The 19,275-nt window shown below is 60.4% G+C and carries 20 protein-coding genes and 1 tRNA gene; 4 read left to right on the forward strand and 17 right to left on the reverse strand.

Translation table 11 applies throughout. The annotated features are described in order from the left end of the window. Positions 1-518 precede the first annotated feature (518 nt). The 5 genes from nirJ2 to mtaB all read right to left on the reverse strand — a co-directional run bounded on the left by nirJ2 (position 519) and on the right by mtaB (position 5,220). Positions 519-1,655: a putative heme d1 biosynthesis radical SAM protein NirJ2 gene (gene nirJ2, locus HMPREF9166_RS06655; RefSeq protein ID WP_009753225.1), complete on the reverse strand. Its 1,137-nt coding sequence runs from the start codon at positions 1,653-1,655 to the stop codon at positions 519-521. 8 nt (positions 1,656-1,663) lie between these two features. Continuing rightward, complete coding sequence (gene nirJ1, locus HMPREF9166_RS06660; RefSeq protein ID WP_009753226.1) at positions 1,664-2,854, reverse strand: putative heme d1 biosynthesis radical SAM protein NirJ1; 1,191 nt, start codon at positions 2,852-2,854, stop codon at positions 1,664-1,666. A 64-nt stretch (positions 2,855-2,918) separates the two neighbouring features. Then, positions 2,919-3,545, reverse strand: a complete 627-nt coding sequence (locus tag HMPREF9166_RS06665; RefSeq protein ID WP_009753227.1) for a TetR/AcrR family transcriptional regulator — start codon at positions 3,543-3,545, stop codon at positions 2,919-2,921. Positions 3,546-3,714: 169 nt separating this feature from the next. After that, a tRNA-Arg gene (locus HMPREF9166_RS06670) sits at positions 3,715-3,792 on the reverse strand. Between the two features lie 138 nt (positions 3,793-3,930). Then, the gene (gene mtaB, locus HMPREF9166_RS06675) at positions 3,931-5,220 is read right to left on the reverse strand and encodes a tRNA (N(6)-L-threonylcarbamoyladenosine(37)-C(2))-methylthiotransferase MtaB (RefSeq protein WP_009753229.1); all 1,290 of its coding nucleotides are present in this window, start codon (positions 5,218-5,220) and stop codon (positions 3,931-3,933) included. 518 nt (positions 5,221-5,738) lie between these two features. Between mtaB and HMPREF9166_RS06685 the strand changes: the two genes are divergently transcribed. The 4 genes from HMPREF9166_RS06685 to HMPREF9166_RS13290 are packed head-to-tail and all read left to right on the forward strand — an operon-like array spanning position 5,739 to position 7,441. Continuing rightward, entirely contained in the window at positions 5,739-6,566 is an 828-nt protein-coding gene (locus tag HMPREF9166_RS06685) for a hypothetical protein (RefSeq protein ID WP_009753231.1), read from the forward strand. Beyond that, entirely contained in the window at positions 6,566-6,757 is a 192-nt protein-coding gene (locus HMPREF9166_RS06690; RefSeq protein WP_009753232.1) for a YjfB family protein, read from the forward strand. The genes HMPREF9166_RS06685 and HMPREF9166_RS06690 overlap by 1 nt, the downstream gene beginning before the upstream one ends. A 56-nt stretch (positions 6,758-6,813) precedes the next feature. Further along, positions 6,814-7,041, forward strand: coding sequence for a hypothetical protein (locus tag HMPREF9166_RS06695; RefSeq protein WP_009753233.1), 228 nt, complete (start codon positions 6,814-6,816; stop codon positions 7,039-7,041). After that, positions 7,025-7,441: a PIN domain-containing protein gene (locus HMPREF9166_RS13290; RefSeq protein WP_009753234.1), complete on the forward strand. Its 417-nt coding sequence runs from the start codon at positions 7,025-7,027 to the stop codon at positions 7,439-7,441. Before HMPREF9166_RS06695 ends, HMPREF9166_RS13290 begins: the two co-directional genes overlap by 17 nt. A 105-nt stretch (positions 7,442-7,546) precedes the next feature. On the opposite strand, the gene HMPREF9166_RS06705 is transcribed toward HMPREF9166_RS13290, so the two are convergent. The 12 genes from HMPREF9166_RS06705 to lepA form a co-directional block, all read right to left on the reverse strand. Further along, entirely contained in the window at positions 7,547-7,972 is a 426-nt protein-coding gene (locus HMPREF9166_RS06705) for a type II toxin-antitoxin system HicB family antitoxin (protein ID WP_009753235.1), read from the reverse strand. A 13-nt stretch (positions 7,973-7,985) separates the two neighbouring features. After that, positions 7,986-8,180 (reverse strand): type II toxin-antitoxin system HicA family toxin, encoded by a 195-nt coding sequence (locus tag HMPREF9166_RS06710; protein WP_039981156.1) that lies wholly within the window; start codon positions 8,178-8,180, stop codon positions 7,986-7,988. Positions 8,181-8,311: 131 nt separating this feature from the next. Continuing rightward, a complete protein-coding gene (locus HMPREF9166_RS06715) occupies positions 8,312-9,571 on the reverse strand; it encodes an S-layer homology domain-containing protein (protein ID WP_039981158.1) in 1,260 nt (419 codons plus the stop codon). A 360-nt stretch (positions 9,572-9,931) separates the two neighbouring features. After that, positions 9,932-10,723, reverse strand: a complete 792-nt coding sequence (locus tag HMPREF9166_RS06720) for an ABC transporter ATP-binding protein (RefSeq protein ID WP_009753238.1) — start codon at positions 10,721-10,723, stop codon at positions 9,932-9,934. Then, a complete protein-coding gene (locus HMPREF9166_RS06725; protein WP_009753239.1) occupies positions 10,720-11,691 on the reverse strand; it encodes an iron ABC transporter permease in 972 nt (323 codons plus the stop codon). The genes HMPREF9166_RS06720 and HMPREF9166_RS06725 overlap by 4 nt, the downstream gene beginning before the upstream one ends. Further along, positions 11,688-12,620: an ABC transporter substrate-binding protein gene (locus HMPREF9166_RS06730; RefSeq protein WP_009753240.1), complete on the reverse strand. Its 933-nt coding sequence runs from the start codon at positions 12,618-12,620 to the stop codon at positions 11,688-11,690. The genes HMPREF9166_RS06725 and HMPREF9166_RS06730 overlap by 4 nt, the downstream gene beginning before the upstream one ends. A gap of 1 nt (position 12,621) precedes the next feature. Further along, a complete protein-coding gene (gene cobI, locus HMPREF9166_RS06735) occupies positions 12,622-13,320 on the reverse strand; it encodes a precorrin-2 C(20)-methyltransferase (protein WP_009753241.1) in 699 nt (232 codons plus the stop codon). A gap of 342 nt (positions 13,321-13,662) precedes the next feature. Next, positions 13,663-14,790 carry a sodium ion-translocating decarboxylase subunit beta gene (locus tag HMPREF9166_RS06740; RefSeq protein ID WP_009753242.1) on the reverse strand — a complete coding sequence of 376 codons (1,128 nt, stop codon included), beginning with the start codon at positions 14,788-14,790 and terminating at the stop codon, positions 13,663-13,665. Positions 14,791-14,802: 12 nt separating this feature from the next. Further along, the gene (locus tag HMPREF9166_RS06745; RefSeq protein WP_009753243.1) at positions 14,803-15,150 is read right to left on the reverse strand and encodes an OadG family protein; all 348 of its coding nucleotides are present in this window, start codon (positions 15,148-15,150) and stop codon (positions 14,803-14,805) included. Positions 15,151-15,602: 452 nt separating this feature from the next. Beyond that, positions 15,603-15,890 carry a glutaredoxin gene (locus tag HMPREF9166_RS06750; RefSeq protein ID WP_009753244.1) on the reverse strand — a complete coding sequence of 96 codons (288 nt, stop codon included), beginning with the start codon at positions 15,888-15,890 and terminating at the stop codon, positions 15,603-15,605. A 407-nt stretch (positions 15,891-16,297) separates the two neighbouring features. Then, positions 16,298-17,476 carry a radical SAM family heme chaperone HemW gene (gene hemW / locus HMPREF9166_RS06760; protein WP_009753246.1) on the reverse strand — a complete coding sequence of 393 codons (1,179 nt, stop codon included), beginning with the start codon at positions 17,474-17,476 and terminating at the stop codon, positions 16,298-16,300. Further along, positions 17,466-19,265 carry a translation elongation factor 4 gene (gene lepA / locus HMPREF9166_RS06765; protein ID WP_009753247.1) on the reverse strand — a complete coding sequence of 600 codons (1,800 nt, stop codon included), beginning with the start codon at positions 19,263-19,265 and terminating at the stop codon, positions 17,466-17,468. The genes hemW and lepA overlap by 11 nt, the downstream gene beginning before the upstream one ends. Positions 19,266-19,275: the final 10 nt, after the last annotated feature.

Genomic DNA, 19,275 nt, shown 5'->3' on the forward strand with positions numbered 1-19,275 from the left:
CGTTAGCGGGGGAAGCTAATATGCCGTTATCCTAAGCCTTCCCCGTTATCACGGGGAAGGGGGACCGCGCAAGCGGTGGAAGGGGCACAAAACGGATATGGATTTAGCCGCACCGTTTCTCAGGCAGGGCGGTTATTTCTTTTTTACAGCGAGGATGTAACCCGCAGCGAATAAATCTTGCACGTTACGTGGCTCTCTGATATAATAGAGACATAGAGAAGAGACCCTGACAAGGCGTCTACTTCTTCACGCAGAGGATATAACCGCCACGCTAGGGCTAGTAGGGGCGGTTATTTCTTTTTTATCGCAACAATGTAGCCAGTGACGAGAATCAACGCAAAGATGAACTCGTAGTAACCCATGTGCACCACCTCCTTTCCCGTAGGATAATGGAAGTGGAGAAATAGACGCCCTGCCTGTTAAGGTCTCTATTCTTATTATACAAACATCTGTTCAAATCCGCAACTAAAATCTCACACAAAAGCCCCCGACGATCGTCGGGGGTTTTTCACATCTCTTTATGCCTCACCACGGCGTCCGTGGTAGAGACACCACGGCTCCTCCGCCATGAAGTCACCGCCGTGGTAGTACGCGGCACGCGCACGGCAGCCGCCGCACGCCTTCTTATAGCTGCATGAGCCGCAGCCGCCGCCGTAGTCGAGCGTGCGCAGCTCCTTGAACACCTCGTTCTTCGCCCAGATCTCATCGAACGGCGTCTCGCGCACATCGCCGAGCTCACGGTTGAGATAGGCACACGGCTGCACCTTGCCGCGCGGACTGATGATGCAGTACGTCAGCCCCGCGAGACACCCGCGCGAAAAGCGCGTATCCACTCCGAGCTGGTCGGCAATGCGCAGGAACTGCGGCGCACAGGTCGGCTTCAGCTCGATGTCCACCGTCTCCTGCTTCTTCATGATGCGCGTGAGCACATCCTCATACGCCTCTGCGCGCAGCGACTCCTCCTCGATCGTCTCCGCGCGCCCCGTCGGCACGAGGAAGAAGAAGTGATGCGCCTTTGCTCCGATCTCCACGGCGAAATCCGTCATTGCCTCAAGCTCGTGCGCATTCCAGTCCATCACCGTCGTGTGGATCTGAAACGGCAGACCGACGGCACGGCAGTTCTCCATCCCGCGCACCGCGCCGTCCCAGCCGCCCGGGAACGAGCGGAATGTATCGTGCTTCTTTTTGTCGAGCGAGTCGAGCGAGATGCCCATCCCGCATGCGCCCGCCTCCTTCAGCGCCTTTGCCGTCGGCAGGTCGATCAGCGTGCCGTTCGTGCCAAACACGGGGATCAGACCCAGCCCGCGCGCATAGGCGACTAGCTCAAGAATATCGGGGCGCGACAGCGGCTCACCGCCCGAAAAGATCATGATGCGGAAGCCCGCCTTTGCGATCTCGCGCAGGAGCTTCTTGCCCTCCTCGGTCGAGAGTTCCTCGTCCGCGCGGCAGCCCGCGTCACGATAGCAGTGCGCACAGTACATATTGCAGGCGTTCGTCACGTTCCACGAGATGATCTTCACCCCGCCGCCAGCGACGCCCTTCGGGTGCCCGCCGGGGTGACCGCCCTGTCCCATGCCATGCGGATGTCCACCGGGATGCCCCATCCCATGCGGATGTCCTGCCGGGGCACTCTGTGCGGCGTGCGCCGCTTCCATCGGCGCGCTCACAGTGCCGCCCCCGTGACGCCGATCTCCTCATCCGTCAGATAGCAAGACGGATCGGACGCCCAGAAATCCCCCGTCCGTGCCTCGGCACGCGTGCGGAAATTTCCGTTGCACCAGTCGAGATACTGACAGCGCGCACAGCGTCCCTTCAGGAGCGGCTTACGATCCTTCAGCCCCGCCATGATCGGATTCGTCACATCCTGCCAGATATCGCCGAACTTGCGCTCGCGCACATTGCCGAACGTATGATGCTGCGTAAACTGATCGGGGTGCACATAGCCCATCGGATCCACCTCACCGAACGCGATCCCGGAGCGGTTGCCGCCGTTCGCGCCGATCAGCTTCTTGATCTGCTCCGCGCCCGCGTCGTTGCCCTCGGCGAGTGCCTTCAGATACATATAGACCCCGTCGCAATGATTGTCCACCGTCAGGATTTCCTTCTTGAGACCGCGCGCCTCAAAGTCCTTCGTCCGCGCGATAATCGTATCCATCGCCCGCCGCGACTCCTCGGGCGTCACATCCTCATCCATCATCTGCCCGCCACGCCCCGAGTAGACGAGGTGATAGAAGCAGACGCGGTTGATCCCCTTTTCCTCAATGAAATCGAAGATCTTATCGAGCTCCATGATGTTGTGGTGATTGATCGTAAAGCGCAGCCCCACGCGCTGACCGACGGCGACGCAGTTCTCGATGCCCTCCATCGCCCGCTGGTACGCGCCGTCCACCCCACGGAACATATCGTTCACATCCGCCAGACCGTCGAGCGAGATGCCGACATAGCCCACGCCGAGATCCTTGATGCGCTGTGCCACATCGCGCGTGATGAGCGTCCCGTTCGTCGAGAGCGTCGGACGCACGCCGCGCTCTGCCGCGTGCTCCGCGAGCTCGAAAAAGTCAGGACGGATCAGCGGCTCGCCGCCCGAGAAGAGCAGCACGGGTACGCGGAACTCCGCGAGATCGTCGATGAAGCGCTTTGCCTCCTCCGTCGTCAGCTCCCCGTCGTACTTCTGCCCGTCCGACTCCATATAGCAGTGGCGGCAGCGCAGATTGCACGTACGCGTCGAGTTCCAGACCACCACGGGGCCCATGCCCTCTGCTGCACCGCTCTTCATCCGATGCGCATTGTGCGAGTAGCGCAGCGCATCACCATAGTACTCATCCATAAAAAGTAGTTTCGTTACACTGATCATTGGTACTCCTAAATACACAGATTGGAACACGGCTCGCGCCGTCACTCCGTAGGGAAAACAACACTCAGCCCTCTGACTGCCCGTCCCGCCTGCGGATGCCGTCGAGGAGGAGGCGCGTCTTGAGCGCGATATTCTCCTGAAAACTCAGCTCCAGCTGGCTGAACGCCGCCGCCTGATACAGCGAGTGGAACATCTCCGCGATCAGATCGACAGGAACGTCGCTGCGGATCTCGCCCGCCTTCTGTCCCTCGCGGATAATCTCGGTAAAGACCCGCTTTACCTGCGGCGCCATGCGGCTCGGATGCGGCTTATCCTCCGCCCCCTCCTGCGGAGGGGCCCCCTGCGGCTTATGATGTGACACCGAGAGAAAGAGCGGCATCACAAAGCGGTTCTCATCGAGGAACTTTGCCGTCACGCGCGCACCGACCTCAAGCAGCTCCAGCGAACTGCGCTCCGCCGACCGCGCTTCGGCAAGCGCCATGCGTATCGTCTCCCCCAGCCGTCCGAGCAGAGAGAACAGCAGCTCCTCCTTCGAGGCGAAATAGTTGTAGAACGTGCCGATGCCGAGATCCGCCGCCGTCATGATGTCCGCAACCGACGTCTCCTTGTAGCCCTTCTTCGAGAACTCGCTGATCGCGGCTTCGAGAATCATCTTGCGCGACTGCAGCTTCTTTCGTTCACGGCGTCCCATCTTCTCTTCCAAACGAATCGCACCCTCTCTCGTTAGTAATACTATTATAACGAAAAAAAAGCCATTTGAAAAGCAAAATATGAACCTCGTTCATATTTTCATTCTCAATGACAAAAATATCATCCATGTACAAAAAAACGCCGATCTTCATCGGCGTCTGCGTTCAAAATGGTGACCCAGGAGGGATTCGAACCCCCGACCCTTTGATTCGTAGTCAAATACTCTAATCCAGCTGAGCTACTGAGTCACGTGTCTTGCGACGGTGATTATAATAACATCTTTGAGGCAGACTGTCAAGGGGGATTTTCCGGAAGTTGCAGGATTGCCATAGACATGCTGCACAAGCAAATAAAAGGGAGCACCGCATTGTGCTCTGTGCAGTCTCCTAGACGCGCTCACCCCACACGCCGTCGCGGCAGAGACGCACGAGACGCATGGGGACGAGCTCGCCGCGCGGGACGGCGGCATCTGTATAGACGCGGATGTATGTCCCTGTCAGTCCGTCCGCCACACCGTCCTGCTCCGTCTCAAAGAGGACCTCATCCACCGTGCCGAGCGCCGCACGATGATACGCCTCCGCCATCTCCTCAGCGAGTGCCTGCATCCGCGCTGCACGCTCCCTGCGCACCGGCGGGGCGATCTGATCCGTGCGCCGTGCCGCCGGCGTACCGCGCCGCGCCGAGTACGGGAAGACGTGCATCCGCGCAAATCCCATCGCGCGCACAAAGTCAAGACCTGCCGTGAAGTCCTCCTCCGTCTCCCCCGGAAATCCGACAATGATGTCCGTCGAGATCGCCGCGCCCGGCACGGCGCGGCGCACATCGGCGAGGAGCTGCGCAAACGCCGCCGTATCGTAGCGGCGGTTCATCGCACGCAGGACGTTGTCGCTCCCCGCCTGCAGCGGCAGGTGCAGATGCGGCGCAAAGCGCGGCTCTGTCCGTACGAGCGAGAGGAGATCCTCCGACAGCTCCACCGACTCCAGCGAGCCCAGCCGCAGCCGCCGCACCTCCTTCGTGCGCAGCGCTGTGCGGCACGCATCGGCGAGCGTTGGGCGCTGCGGGAGGTCGATGCCGTACGCGCCGAGATGGATCCCCGTCAGCACCACCTCGCGAAAGCCCGCCGCCGCGAGTTTCTCCATCTCGCGCGCCACCGCCGCGAGCGGACGCGACTTCACCGGACCGCGCGCATAGGGGATGATGCAGAACGAGCAGAAATTCTGACAGCCATCCTCGATCTTGAGAAAGGCACGTGTGCGGTGCGGTACGCCGTGCAGGGGGATATCCTCAAAGGCACGTGCCTGCATCACATCCGTGATCTCCTCCACCACACCGTCCGCGCGCAGTGCCTCCTCCACATAGTCCACAATGCGCGCGCGCTCCTCCGTCCCGATCACGACACGCACCCCTTCGAGGCCGCGCACCTCCTCGGGCGATACCTGTGCGTAGCAGCCCGCCACAGCGATGCACGCCGTCGGATTCATGCGCGCGGCACGGCGGATAATCTGGCGGGACTTGCGGTCACTCAGATGCGTCACCGAGCACGTATTGATGACGTAGACATCCGCCCGCTCCTCGAACGGCACGATCTCGTAGCCGCGCGCACGGAACAGCCCCTCCATCGTCTCCGTCTCGAACTGGTTCACCTTACAGCCGAGTGTCATAAATGCTGCGCGCACCGCACACCTCCTGTTTTCATGGGGCCGTTGCACGAAGTCGCAAACTTCGTGCAGCAGCCCCTTCTTTGTGCCCCTTCCACCGCTTACGCGGTCCCCCTTCCCCGTGATAACGGGGAAGGCTTAGGATACCTGTATATTAGCTTCCCCGTTTGCGGGGGAGGCTTGGAGGCGCGGCAGCTCAGCCTCCTCCGCCGAAGCGGGGGAGGTGGCACACGCAGTGTGCCGGAGGGGGCGCCTCTGTCTCGTGTGACGTTTCGACAATAAAAAAGAAATAACCGCCCTGCTTTTGGCACGGGAGCGGTTTATTTCCGTCTGCTGGTGAGGGAGAGCATCCCCCATGAGAGGTTCTCCTTCTCTATACTTTTATCTTAACAGATTTCGCCCGCCTTTGCAAGGCACACGCGCAGCACGCCCGCCGTGATAAATTTTTGCCCTCACCTAATGACATTTACGAAAAAAACGATATAATAGGTGTAGAAAAAAATCCCTACCATACACACCACGGAAGGAGGAAATTCATGGCAACGATTACACAGATGACCAGCGCGGCGAGCAGCATCTACCGCTCGCTCTACGCCGGCAACTCTCGCACGGATGCGACGCGTGCCATCTTCGGCGGCCCCATGCAGCGGCAGGGCAACAGCAGTCTCTACTCCGCACAGTACCGCGGGCAGGACTCGAGCGCAGAGGAGCTCAGCTCCATCCTCGCCATTGCGAATCAGGCGGCAAAGCTGCGCAAGACCTATGCGGAGACCAGCTCCAAGTTCTATGCTGAGTACGACGGCAACATGAAGGATCTGCGCAAGGCGGCACGTGCCGTCGAGAACACGGACTTCAAGTTCAGCCGCAGCGACATCACGACGAATGCCGACGGCTCACGCTCCTACAGCGACCGTCTGAAGAGCGCGATCTCGGACGTGAAGGACCTCGTCAGCAAGTACAACGAGACGAGTGACTTCCTGCGCGAGAACAAGGAGCTCGGCAAGGGCGTGCAGGCACTCTCAAGCGAGTTCTCCGACACCACCTATATGGCGGGTTCGTATGCGAAGATGGGCATCTCCGTCGACGGCGCAACAGGCAAGCTGCGCGTCAACGAGAACCTACTCGCCGACGCACTCATCGACTCCCCCGCACGCTCCGAGGCGATTCTCGGCCGAGGCGGACTCGCGGGACGCGCCGACCGTCACGCAGAGGCGGCACAGTTTTCGCGCCGCAGCGTCATCCCGACCATGGAGCAGGCGATCGGCGGGCAGCTCAGCTACGCGTCAAACATCCTGAATGGACGCTCCCTGCCCACCATGTCGCGTTACTCGAACATGCTGAATCTCTTCAGCATCTATGTCTAATGAGAGGAAAATGGAGTATGGATATTGCACAGCTTTCCGTCAGCATGGCGGCACAGCAGACTGCACAGAGCGTCGGCATCGCCGCCGCAAAGATGGCGATGGACTCGAGCAGTGAGGCACTCGACCTGATCGAGCAGAGCACCGCGAGCCTCGACCCGAGCCTCGGCGGCAGCATCGACGTATCCGTGTAACAGAGTAGGGGCTGTGCAGTAGCACAGCCCCTTTTTTATAAGGAAGGAGTGTCACTATGTTTGTCACCACCGTTGACTTTCACGCCAATATGGATAAATACTTGGCTCTCATTCCACATGAGGATATTTTCCTCACCGTCGAGGGAAAACCCGTCGCGCACATGGTCGCCCCAAAAATGAGTGCAGTGGACCATCTATATGGTCTGCTAAAAAACGCTCCTGCGGAAACAATGGCAACGGACATCCGCGAAGAAAGGCTGCAACGTCATGAACATCCTATGTGATACAAACATCATTCTCGACGTTCTGCTCGCCCGAGCACCATTCGCAGCATCATCCGCAGACGTTCTCCGTCTCTGCGAAAGCAGACAAATCAAGGGATATACGACAGCCTCGTGCATCACAGACATATTCTACTTTGTACGGAAGAACCTGCACGATACAGAGCTTGCCTATCAAGCGATAGAACACATTCTGGATATTCTTTCTGTCTGTGACGTTACGTATGCACACATCCAGAAGGCTCTGCACAATCGGACGCCTGATTTTGAGGACGGACTTGTCGCCGTTTGTGCGGAATCCCTCCACTGCGATTTTATCATCACACGAGATGCAAGTGGTTTTACTTCGTTACGTGTGCCAGCGCTCACGCCACAATCTTTTCTAAAAAAATTGCCTCAATAAAAAACACCCCTTTTTTACTTTGATGCATATTTTTTCGTCCGCTTATTGTTGGCAAATCGGACAAAATCTACGTCAATCCGGCAGCTCCCATGTTTCACTGATTCCTCAAATATGCACACGCGAGGACGGATTCTCTCCTACGCCGAGATAGGATTTCAGCGCACGCTGGAGGAGCTGAGAGTAGTTCACCTTCTCTCGCCGCGCCAGTGTATCAAGCCAACGTGGAATGGTCACCGTCTTATTGGTCGCCCTGTTATCCATCCGCTCACGGAAGGGAGGCATCCACGCCTCAATCATAGCGATGGTTTCTCCTGCACGAAGCGGAATCTTCCCGACGGGCGATGAGGCAGGGATTGTCTCACCATCCTCCTCCATCCCGTAAAGATGCAGCTGCAGTGCCTCCTTCGCACGCGAAAATGCCTGTTCCATTGTATCTGCGCACGAAAAACAGCCCGGCAAATCAGGAAAAAATATCGAAATACCGTCCGCTTCTGTATGGAAAACGGAAGGGAACACATACGTATCATTCATGGGAATTCCCTCCTTAGAGTGCGAGCCCTGACTGTTCGGCAATCGACTTTACAAGATACTGGGGAAGATCCTTGACAGGGTGCGGCACGGTCACACGCCCCTTCTTCGTCAGATGTTTGAATTGGTGGTGATCCCCGACACAATGCACCTCATACCATCCATCAGATTTCAAAAGCTTAATGATCTCTCGGGATGAATAACTGCGCATTGTCTCCCCCTCCTTTGGCGTATTATAACACGTGGAATCACCCATGGGCAAGAAAAACACAACACAAAAATCCCCCTCTCGCAGGAGGGGGATTTTATTAGGCGGTGTTCTGCCGCTGACCGAAGAATCGATCAGAAGAAGAACTCAACCGTGCCGTAGAGCTTCTGAACCTTGTCGTTGCTGCCGCCGTCGATCTTCTTGCCGTTGAAGTACTTACCCGTCAGAACAACGTTCTTGAGCGGTGTGTAGTCCGCACCGACCTCAATGCCCTTCGTGCCGAACTGTGCACCATCCGTTGTTGCAGCAACCGATGCACCGCCGAGGTAACGATAGGAGAGGTATGCGCCCCACGAGCCCTTATCCATCATGTCTGCACCCTTGTAGGCGTAGGTCACCTGATAGGACTTCTTGTACTTATTGTCTACATCCAGCTTGTTCGCATGTGCATAGGCACCCGAGAGGAAGCTGTTCTTGTCGAAGTGATAGCCGAGGTCTACGCCCCAAACGTTAAGCGTATCCTTGCCGTTCGACGTGTAGGAACCGATGTCCTTCGATTTGAAGTGGTAGTAGCCCGCACCTGCGACAAAGTTGTTCTTCTCATAGTTGAGCTTCGCACCATAGTAGTTCGCACGCTCGCTGAGGTTATCCTTATTAAGGAATGCCCCCTTGTAGCGGCCAGCCTCGAGCGTTGCCTTCAGATCACTGCCGAACGTGACCTGTGCGCCAGAGAAGTTGTCATCGAGGACGATGGATCCCGGTGCCTGATAGCCCTCTGAGGAGAGGAGCGCCATCTTGCCGAGACGAACCTGGAAGTTCGTGTAGTCACCCTGCACGTAGGCACGCTTCAGCGTAACCTTGCCATCCTTGCCCGTGTCATCTGCAACGTTGAGGTCGGCGTCGAGACGTGCGATCGCATGCCAGTGATCGTTGATCTCAGCCTTCGGCTCGAGACGGAACTTCACCTCATTCGTGGTGTCCTTTGCCTGTCCCTCGGGACGGAGGCTCTCATACTTATACTGGAGCTTGCCGTTCCACTTTACCATGTCAGCGTTGCGCTCGAGGTTCGAGACGCGGACGCCGAGGTTGTTGAGCTCATCAGCGAACTCTGCTGCGAGACGGTCAACGAGCGCACGATCCGATGCGGACATATCGCCCTTTGCCATTGCCTTTGCCACCATCTGCGCCATCTCGTAGCGCGTGATGTTGCGGTCGCCGCGGAACGTGCCGTCGCCGTAGCCCTCGACAACGCCGTCAGCAGCGAGCTGCGTCACAGCGTCGTATGCCCAGTGGTCACGGGGCACATCGGAGAACGGGTTCGCAGCTGCGAACGTGGTGGATGCTGCGCCGACAACGAGTGCCGTCGCGAGTGCGGATACGAGTGTCTTCTTCATGAGAAACTCCTCCTTCAATAAATGAGAAATACTCGATTTCCATTCGGAGGAATACGCGGGTGAAAGTATCCATGTTTCCTTTGCCCTCTGTATCCTCTCGTTTGGAACGTCTTTATATTACCATGCAGAAAAGCAAAATGCAAGTCCTATTGTGAATTAATTTTATACTAGGTGATGAAATTCAGATTGGATTCAGATTCTGTGCGTGGCTGCTGACTTCCTATGGCAGAGACATCCCCGCGTGCGTGGCGCCCCCTCCGGCACACTGCGTGTGCCACCTCCCCTGCTTCGGCAGGGGAGGCTGGCGTTGGCGTTACGGGGTCAAGGCATTCAATGATTGTTGATGCATCTCGACCACTCTCACTCCCCCACGAGGGCGAGGGGGACGGGGATGCGGGTGCCGCCCGACGCGCGCAGGAGCTCGACGCGGACGCCGAATACGTCGGCGATGCGCTCCTCGGTGAGCACCTCGGCGGGCGTGCCCGTGGCGGCGACAGCACCGTCGTGCACGAGGATGATGTCGTCGGCGTACTGCATGGCGTGCGCCATGTCGTGCAGTACCATGAGGATGGTCATGTCATGCTCCGTGCTGAGGCGGCGCGTGATCTCCATGACGCGCAGCTGATGCGCGATGTCGAGGTAGGTGGTCGGCTCGTCGAGGAGGAGGAGGCGCGGCTTCTGACTGAGCGCCATCGCGAGGAAGACGCGCTGCCGCTCGCCGCCCGAGAGGGTGTGTACGTCGCGCGCGGCGAATGCGCCGACGTTCGCCATCTCCATCGCCCACGCGACCGCGTCACGGTCTGCCGCCCCCGTGCGCAGGGAGAACCGCCCCGCGTGGGCAAATCGGCCGTAGGCGACGAGCTCGCGCACGGTGAGCCCCGCGGCCGCCGCGCGCTCCTGCGGCAGGATGGCGCGCACGCGTGCCAGCTCCCGCGCCGTATAGCTGCGCAGCTCGCGTCCTGCCAGCTCGATCGTCCCCGTATAGTGTGGGTTCAGTCCCGCGAGGGCGCGCAGGAGGGTGGTCTTGCCCGCGCCGTTCGGGCCGATGATCGCCGTGCGCCGCCCCGCCGGGATCTCGATGTCCACACCGTGCAGGATCTCCTGTCCGGCGGCGGAGACGGTGAGCCCCGCCGCCCGCAGTACGGCGCTCATAGCTGCCTCCGCAGGAGATAGAGGAAGAACGGTGCGCCGATGACCGCCATGAGGATGCCGACGGGCAGTTCAAGCGGGGCAAAGAGCAGCCGCGCCGCTGTATCGCTGAGGGTGAGGACGGCGACGCCGAGGAGTGCCGCCGCGGGCAGGAGCACGCGATGATCCGCGCCGACCATGAGGCGTGCGGCGTGCGGGACGATGAGCCCGACGAAGCCGAGGAGCCCCACAACGGAGACGGCGCTCGCGGCAAGCAGGGCGGCGAGCGCCGTGAGCATGACGCGCGTGCGCTCGACGGCGAGCCCCACGCCGCGCGCCATGTCGTCGCCGAGCAGGAGGATGTTGAGCCGCCCCGCCGCAAGCAGGGCGCAGAGCCCCGCACCGACGGTGTACGGCAGGAGCATCTCGACGTGCGGCCAGCTCCGCGCAGAGAGTCCGCCGACCATCCACATGAGCGCGCTGTGGACGCGGTCGCTGTAGAGAATCATCATGGCGGAGATGCCAGCGCCGAGGAATGCCGAGACGGCGACGCCCGCGAGGATGACGCGCGTCGGTCGGATGCCGTCACGCCACGCGAGGAGATAGATAAGGAGGGCGGCAAACATCGCCCCGCCGAACGCCGCCGGCGTGATGAGCCATGCCGCTCCAGGCAGGACGAGCATGATAAAGATGCCCGCCAGTCCTGCGCCGGAGGAGATGCCGATGATGTGCGGGTCGGCGAGCGGGTTGCGCAGGATCGCCTGCAGGATCGCCCCCGCGAGGGCGAGGTTTACGCCGACGAGGGCAGCAACGATGGTGCGCGGCAGACGGATGTTCCAGAAGATCTGGGCGTGCGCCGTGTCACGCACGCCGCCGAGGGCGGCGGCAATCTCCGCGCAGGGAATGTCCACCGACCCCTTTGCCGTCGATACGATACAGCCGATGACGGCGAGTGCGGCAAAGAACACGAGGACGAGGATGCGTTTTCTCATGGATAGACGAGCCCCGCCATGTACTTCGCCGCCGCGGGGTAGTCAAGCCCGGGGCTGAAGAGGAACATCTCCTGCGGGAGGTAGTAGACTCTGCCCTCACGGATGGCCGTGACGGTCTGCCATGCGGGGTTATCCGCGAACATTGCCTCCATGGACGCGCGGATCTCCGCCTCGTCGCCCATGCTTGTAACAAAGAGGATGTCGGGGTTCTGTGCGACGAGGGTCTCCATGCTGTAGGGGGCGGCGTCGGGGTTCTTGTCGAGGGCAGGCATGCCTGCCGCCGTGTTCTCCCAGCCGAGCATGTTTGCAATGCAGCCCGCGATGCTGCCGTCGAGCTGGACGGAAAGTCCCTGCCCTGTGCTGTGGATGATGGCGACGCGCTTTTTCTCCTGCGGGATGGAGCGGCGGACGGCGTCGAGGTCGCTGTCCATCTTCCGGACGAGCTCCTCCCCCTTTTCCTTCTCCCCCGTGAGCGCGGCGAGGATGCCGATCTCGCGCTTTACGTCATCGTAGCTCTTGCCGTCGAGGACGAGGGTCTTGATGCCGTTCGCATCGAGCGTGTCGATGAGCTTTTCGTTCATGCCGCGATTGAGGAGGACGAGGTCGGGCGAGAGAGAGATCAGCTTCTCTGTGTCGATCTGGTAGGTTTTTCCGATGGAGGGCGCCGCCTTTGCTGCGTCCGGGATCTTCATCTTGGAGTCGGGGCGTCCGACGACCTCGCCGCCGACGGCGTAGAGCGGCGCGATAAAGGAGGCAGAGGTGACGGCAATGCGCGCAGGCTTTTGGTCAAAGCTGACCGTGCGTCCGTTGTCATCCGTCACAGTGGCGTAGCTGCCGCCCGCTCCGCTGTCAGCGGAAGGGGCGGGCGCACCGCACGCGCTGAGGACGAGGGTGGCGGCGATGAGGAAAATTGTTCCCAATGCTCTCATGTCAGTTCCTCCGTGCAAGAATAGTGGAAAGGTAGTTCAGCGGTTCGCCGCGCTGCGCACCGATGTCGCGGATGATCTTCTCATCGTCGAGTCCTGCACGGCTGACAAGGACAGCATCCTCCGCCATGTGGTTTTCTGCGAGAAGGTCAATGATCTCGGGGGCGTTGCGGTAGACCTTCATGACGACAGCGCTCTGCACGGCGGAGAGAATCTTCTCGATGTCTGCGCGGTCCGCCGTGCCGGGAATGATGGCGAGGATGTCATCGCCCTCCACGACGGGGCGATTGAGACGGCTGCCGATCGCGGCAAAGGCGGGTACGCCCGGGATGGTGACGATCTCGACGTCCTCCTGCTCCATGAGACGGAAAACGTAGATGTAGGTGCTGTAAAACATGGGGTCGCCGAGGGTGAGGAAGGCGACGTTCTTCCCCGCGTCGAGGAGAGCGAGGATCTCTGCTTTGTTTTCCTCCCATGCTTCGGGATTTTTCGCGAAGTCCTTGACCATGGGGAAGACCTGATAGACGATCTCGACGCCCTCTTTAAGGTAGGGACGGGCGATCTTGAGGGCGACGCTGCCGTCCTTCTTCTCGGTCTTGGGGGCAATGAGGACATCTGCTGCCTCAATTGCCTTGATTGCCTTGACGGTGAGCAGTTCGGGGTCGCCTGGACCGACGCCGATGCCGTAGAATGTGCCGCGCATAAATTTCCTCCCATGATAAAAGCCCGCGCCTTTCTTTTGTCTTGGGCGGTACTTTTCTTTTCCCACTTGTTCTTATCGGTTCTTCGGTGGAAGTGTGCGAAGAATACAAAAATCCTTCCCCCATAGTACAGAGGAAGGATGATTTTGTCAAATATAGAGTGTTCGCCAACAGCCCCGTCTTTGTGCCCCTTCCACCGCTTGCGCGGTCCCCCTTCCCCGTGATAACGGGGAAGGCTTAGGATATGGGCTTGCTTCTCGGACAGGTCAGTAAGCGGCGAGCGCAGCGAGCCGATAGGGGGATATGCAACAGCCCCTTGGACTTTCAGCCAACAGGCGCACGCATTACATCAGCATCGCGAGCATCGCACCTGCCGCAACCGCCGTGCCGATAACGCCTGCGACGTTCGGCCCCATGGCATGCATGAGGAGGTAGTTGCCCGGCTTTGCCTTGATGCCGACGATCTGGCTGACGCGCGCCGCCATCGGAACAGCGGAGACGCCCGCAGAGCCGATGAGGGGGTTGACCTTCCAGCCCGTCGCACGGCACATGATCTTGCCGAGGACAACGCCTGCCGCCGTACCAAAGATGAAGGCGACAAAACCAAGGAAGATGATGAGGATGGTCTCAGCAACGAGGAAGTTCTCTGCACTCATCGTGAGACCCGTGCCAAGCGCGAGGAAGATCGTGACCGTATTGATGAGCGCGTTCTGCGCCGTATCGGAGAGACGATCCGTCACGCCGCTCTCACGGAAGAGGTTGCCGAGCATGAGCATGCCAAGCAGTGCCGTGATGGAGGGGAGCAGCAGACTGATGAAGATGGTCGAGACAATCGGGAAGGCGATGCGCTCGAACTTCGTGACCTCACGTGCCTGCTCCATGACGACCTCACGCTCTTTCTTCGAGGTGAGGAGCTTCATGACGGGCGGCTGGATGAGCGGCACAAGCGCCATGTAGGTGTATGCCGCGACCGCAATTGCGCCGAGGAGGTGGGGTGCCATCTTCGTTGCGAGGTAGATCGAGGTCGGGCCGTCCGCACCGCCGATGATGCCGATGGAGCCTGCCTCCTGTGCCGTGAAGCCAAACCACATCGCACCGAGGAGAGCAACAAAGACGCCGAACTGTGCCGCAGCGCCCATGAGAAGGCTCGAGGGACGTGCAATCAGCGGGCCGAAGTCCGTCATCGCACCGACGCCGAGGAAGATGAGCGGCGGGAAGATCTCGTATTTGATACCCATGCCGATCGCGGACATGACGCCAGGCTCCTCAAAGCCGTTGAACGGAATGTTCGCAAGGATACAGCCAAAGGCGATCGGGCTGAGGAGCAGCGGCTCAAAGTCACGGGCAAACGCAAGGTAGAGGAGCACCAGTCCAACGAAGATCATGATGAGGTTGCCGGATGTGAATCCTGAGAATCCACTGCCCTGTACAATCGCCTGCAGGGAGACGGAAAATGCATTGATAAAGTCCATGATGATCCCTCCTTAGCGCATCCCGCGCTCGCGGGCATAACGGCTCCACGAGGGCTGTTCCGCCGGACGCACGGCCTTGATCTGTGCAGGGCTGCAGCCGCAGGCGGCGACGGCGGCGGCGATGACTGCGATGGTCTCCGCGCTGACGCCCTCATCCGCGGCGGCAGGTGCGGCAGCCATAACGGGTGCAGCAGGTACGGCAGCTGTCTGCGGCGGCGCTGCCGGCACTTCCTTTTTCTTGGTTGGATCAATCAGATGGACAAGCTCAATGAGCCCCCACACCGCCGTCAGCACAGCAAAGACAATGACCATGTTGATGACCATAATGACGAAGGGGTTGTCCGTGACCGGTTGATGCATACAATCACCTCATCCTTTTCAGCTGCGCATTTCTCCATAGGAATGCGCTAAATCTAATTCGCTGTTTATTATGCGTCATTTCAAACAATTTTACAAGTTTTATTTCGTTTTGAGAGCAAATTCTCACGTATTTGTGCCGCAATTCACGAGCCGATGTGGCTGCCGCCCCCATCAGCTCGCTGTGCTCGCCACTTCTCCCGCAAGCGAGCTACTATGCCGTGATCCTCCAAAGCCTTCCCCGTTATCACGGGGAGCGGTCAACGTCAGCCAATCACACATCGCTGTCGCTCGTGTTCTTGGGACGTTTTCCCATACGACCTGTTACCCAATCAGCTTCGTCCTGTGGACTTGCTTCTTGGACAGGTCAGCAAGGGGGAGCGTGCAAGCGGTGGAAGGGGCACAAAGGCAAAGCTGTTACACAAGATTGTCAGCCTCGTGTAAACCGCGTCCCCTTACTCAGCGCTTGCCGCATCAAACGCGTTCTTTACCTCAGCATAGATGGCCTCGTAGCTCTGGCCCGGCTGCGCCTCGTAGAGTTTCGTGCCGTCCATAAAGATGCTCGGGACGTAGTAGTACTGCCCGGCGTAGGGCTGGGTGCGCGCGGGCTCGCGGTTCTCGTCGATGAAGGTGAGCGGAACATCCGCGTACGCGCCGCCCTCTGCGCGCAGTGCGTCGATGGCGCGATGTGCATTCGCACAGTAGGGGCAGCCCTGCATTTCGATCATGGTCAGTGTTTTCATGGAAATTTCTCCTTTATTGATAATTGATTTACAGTACGCCAGCTTCCCCCTCCGAGGCGGGGGAAGTGCCGAACGCAGTGGGGCGATGGGGGCGCTTGTGACTTGCGTGGTTATCGCTCGATGCACAGGTATCGCCATCGTCTCCATGGCGCCCCTTCCGGCTCGTGAGGCTCGCCACCTCCCCCGTCGTGACGGGGGAGGTTTGGAGAGGGCAATATTTAGCTTCCCTATCATACCACAGCTTTAAGGAAGCACTGATAAATCCAGCACCGCCATCTTGGCGCATCTTTTTTGCCCGCTTTTTGCCCGCGATCCTCCACATAGCCTCCGCTATGCGTCCGGTTTGCCTCCTCAACCGGACGAAAAATCTACGCCAATCTGACGGACTTCATTTTATCAGCGATTCCTTACTCCTCAAGCAAAAATGCGGCAAAGACCTCGTTGCCGCGTTTCATGCCTGCCGCCGTCAGCGCAGCGCCCGCCGCCGTGCGGCGGAGGAGGCCGAGCGCAGCGTAGTGCGCGATCACCGCGCCATAGACCTCCTCCAAGTCTCGCCCCCAGCGGCGATGAAAGTCCGCCGCGTCGATGCCCGCCGTCGTGCGCAGGGCGAGGAAGGCATACTCCTCCATCGCACGCTCTCGTGTGCGCGCGCCGTCCTCGGGCGTGCGGACGCTCGTGCCCGCGCGCATGGCGCGGATGTAGGCGGGGATGTCCGCCTCGTTCGCCCAGCGCTCACCGTCCACATAGCCGTGCGCCGCCGCGCCGAGGCCTAGGTAGGGGGTCATGTGCCAATAGCCGCGGTTGTGACGGCTCTCAAAGCCCGGCTGCGCGAAGTTCGCGATCTCATAGCGGGCGTAGCCGCGCGCGGGCAGCTCCGCCATGAGGAAGTCATACATCTCCTCGGCCGCGTCCTCCGTGGGGAGGTCGAGCCGCCCTGCTGCCTGCATCGCCGCGAACGGCGTTCCCTCCTCGACGGTCAGCCCGTAAACGGAAAGGTGCTCCGGCGCGAGGGCGGCGGCTGCCGCGACGCTGCGCCGCAGGTGGTCAAGGGTCTGCCCCGGCAGGCCGTACATGAGGTCAATGCTGATATTCTCAAAGCCCGCTGCGCGTGCCGCGTGAAAGGCCTGCGCCGCCTCCGCAGCGGTGTGGATGCGCCCGATGCCATAGAGGAGCGTGTCGTCAAAGCTCTGTACGCCAAGGCTGAGACGGTTCGCCCCCGCCGCGCGGAGTGCGCCGAGGTACGCTGTGTCCACGGTGCCGGGATTCGCCTCGACGGTCCATTCCACAGGCGTTCCCGCCGCCGTGCGGAGCGTCTCCAGCACTCCCATGAGGAGCGGCGCGGGCAGTGCCGTCGGCGTGCCGCCGCCCACGTAGATGGTCGCTGCCGCACCCCGCCGGGCACGAAGCGGCGGCACTTCGCGCAGGAGCTCTGCCGTCAGCGCCGCCGCATAGTCCTCCATCTCCGCCGCACGCGGCGCGGACGGAACGGAGACGAAGTCGCAGTATGCACATTTTTTCACGCAATAGGGGATGTGGACGTAGATGCCCCACGGCTCTCCCTCTGCCCCGCGTACGTCAGTCGTCAATTTTCAGCACCGCCATGAATGCCTCCTGCGGGAGCTCGACACTGCCGACGGCCTTCATGCGCTTTTTGCCTTCCTTCTGCTTTTCGAGGAGTTTGCGCTTGCGCGTGATGTCGCCGCCGTAGCATTTTGCGAGGACATCCTTGCGGCGGGCGCGCACATTCTCGCGCGCGATGATTTTGCTCCCGATGGCCGCCTGGATGGGGATCTCGAACATCTGCTGGGGGATGATTTCCTTCAGCTTGGCCGCGAGCTGGCGGCCGCGTGCGGCGGCACGGTCACGGTGAACGATGGTTGAGAGGGCGTCCACGGGGTCGCCGTTGAGGAGGATGTCGAGCTTGACAAGATTGCTGGTCTGGTAGTCGATCAGCTCGTAGTCGAGGGAGGCGTAGCCGCGCGTGGCGGATTTCAGACGGTCGAAGTAGTCGTAGAGGATCTCGTTCAGCGGGATGTGGTAGATGACGGTGACACGCGTCGCGTCGAGGTAGTCCATGGTCTGGAACACGCCGCGTTTTTCCTGTGAGATCTCCATGACGGCGCCGACGTAGTCCTTTGGCACGATGACGGTCGCCTTGACACACGGCTCCTCGATGTGCTCGATCTCGGTCGCGGGCGGGAGGTCGGCGGGGTTGCTGACCTCCCGCATGGTGCCGTCCGTGCGGTAGACGTGGTAGACGACGGAGGGCGCGGTCATGATGAGGCCGAGGTTGTACTCGCGCTCGAGGCGCTCCTGGATAACGTCCATGTGGAGGAGCCCGAGGAAGCCGCAGCGGAAGCCAAAGCCGAGGGCGATGGAGGTCTCGGGCTCAAAGACGAGGGCGGCGTCGTTGAGCTGGAGTTTTTCGAGTGCCTCGCGGAGGTTGTCATAGTCCTTGCTGTCCTCGGGGTAGAGGCCGCAGAAGACCATGGGCGTAACGCCGCGATAGCCCGGCAGCGCCTCGGCGGTGGGGCGCTCGGCACCCGTGACGGTGTCGCCGACGCGCACGTCGCGTACGTCCTTGAGTGCCCCCGCGATGAAGCCGACCTCACCCGTGCGGAGTTCCCCCGTATCGACAGGACGCGGGCGGAAGCAGCCGACGTCCGTGACCTCGAAGGTCTTGCCCGTCGCCATGAGTTTCAGCTTCATACCCTTTTGGATCACGCCCTCCTTGACGCGCACGTGAGCGATCACGCCCTTGTACGCGTCGAAGTAGGAGTCAAAGATGAGCGCACGCAGCGGTGCGTCCGCGTCGCCCTCGGGCGGCGGGATGTAGGCGACGACAGCGTCGAGGATTTCCTTGATGCCGATGCCGGTCTTGGCCGAGGCGAGGACGGCGGCACTCGTGTCGAGGCCGATGCTGTCCTCGATTTCCTCCTTGACGCGCTCGGGCTCGGCACTTGGCAGGTCGATTTTGTTGATGACGGGCACGATCTCGAGGTCGTGCTCGAGCGCGAGGTAGACGTTCGCCAGGGTCTGTGCCTCCACGCCCTGCGCCGCGTCCACAACGAGGAGTGCGCCTTCGCACGCGGCAAGGCTGCGCGAGACCTCGTAGTTAAAGTCGACGTGTCCCGGCGTGTCGATGAGGTTCAGCTCGTACAGTTCCCCGTCCTCGCCGCGATAGTCGAGGCGCACGGTCTGTGCCTTGATGGTGATGCCGCGCTCGCGCTCGAGATCCATGCTGTCGAGCACCTGCGCCTCCATCTCGCGCTCACTGAGTGTCCCCGTGTACTCGATGAGGCGGTCGGCAATGGTGGATTTTCCATGGTCGATGTGGGCGATGATGGAAAAATTGCGGATATGCTTCTGCTCCATAGATTCCCTT

This window comes from Selenomonas sp. oral taxon 149 str. 67H29BP, from assembly GCF_000146365.1.
GTDB classification, from domain to species: Bacteria; Bacillota; Negativicutes; order Selenomonadales; family Selenomonadaceae; genus Centipeda; species Centipeda felix.

Excerpts from the sequence above, each read along its gene's own strand:
- HMPREF9166_RS06725 (WP_009753239.1), bottom strand. The coding sequence starts at position 11,691 with ATGAGAAAACGCATCCTCGTCCTCGTGTTCTTTGCCGCACTCGCCGTC.
- HMPREF9166_RS06745 (WP_009753243.1), bottom strand. The coding sequence starts at position 15,150 with ATGCATCAACCGGTCACGGACAACCCCTTCGTCATTATGGTCATCAAC.
- lepA (WP_009753247.1), bottom strand. The coding sequence starts at position 19,265 with ATGGAGCAGAAGCATATCCGCAATTTTTCCATCATCGCCCACATCGAC.
- HMPREF9166_RS06690 (WP_009753232.1), top strand. The coding sequence starts at position 6,566 with ATGAGAGGAAAATGGAGTATGGATATTGCACAGCTTTCCGTCAGCATG.
- HMPREF9166_RS06715 (WP_039981158.1), bottom strand. The coding sequence starts at position 9,571 with ATGAAGAAGACACTCGTATCCGCACTCGCGACGGCACTCGTTGTCGGC.
- HMPREF9166_RS06710 (WP_039981156.1), bottom strand. The coding sequence starts at position 8,180 with ATGCGCAGTTATTCATCCCGAGAGATCATTAAGCTTTTGAAATCTGAT.
- HMPREF9166_RS06705 (WP_009753235.1), bottom strand. The coding sequence starts at position 7,972 with ATGAATGATACGTATGTGTTCCCTTCCGTTTTCCATACAGAAGCGGAC.
- HMPREF9166_RS06730 (WP_009753240.1), bottom strand. The coding sequence starts at position 12,620 with ATGAGAGCATTGGGAACAATTTTCCTCATCGCCGCCACCCTCGTCCTC.
- nirJ1 (WP_009753226.1), bottom strand. The coding sequence starts at position 2,854 with ATGATCAGTGTAACGAAACTACTTTTTATGGATGAGTACTATGGTGAT.
- HMPREF9166_RS06695 (WP_009753233.1), top strand. The coding sequence starts at position 6,814 with ATGTTTGTCACCACCGTTGACTTTCACGCCAATATGGATAAATACTTG.
- HMPREF9166_RS13290 (WP_009753234.1), top strand. The coding sequence starts at position 7,025 with ATGAACATCCTATGTGATACAAACATCATTCTCGACGTTCTGCTCGCC.
- HMPREF9166_RS06750 (WP_009753244.1), bottom strand. The coding sequence starts at position 15,890 with ATGAAAACACTGACCATGATCGAAATGCAGGGCTGCCCCTACTGTGCG.
- nirJ2 (WP_009753225.1), bottom strand. The coding sequence starts at position 1,655 with ATGGAAGCGGCGCACGCCGCACAGAGTGCCCCGGCAGGACATCCGCAT.
- HMPREF9166_RS06740 (WP_009753242.1), bottom strand. The coding sequence starts at position 14,790 with ATGGACTTTATCAATGCATTTTCCGTCTCCCTGCAGGCGATTGTACAG.
- HMPREF9166_RS06665 (WP_009753227.1), bottom strand. The coding sequence starts at position 3,545 with ATGGGACGCCGTGAACGAAAGAAGCTGCAGTCGCGCAAGATGATTCTC.
- HMPREF9166_RS06685 (WP_009753231.1), top strand. The coding sequence starts at position 5,739 with ATGGCAACGATTACACAGATGACCAGCGCGGCGAGCAGCATCTACCGC.
- cobI (WP_009753241.1), bottom strand. The coding sequence starts at position 13,320 with ATGCGCGGCACATTCTACGGCATCGGCGTCGGTCCAGGCGACCCCGAA.
- HMPREF9166_RS06720 (WP_009753238.1), bottom strand. The coding sequence starts at position 10,723 with ATGAGCGCCGTACTGCGGGCGGCGGGGCTCACCGTCTCCGCCGCCGGA.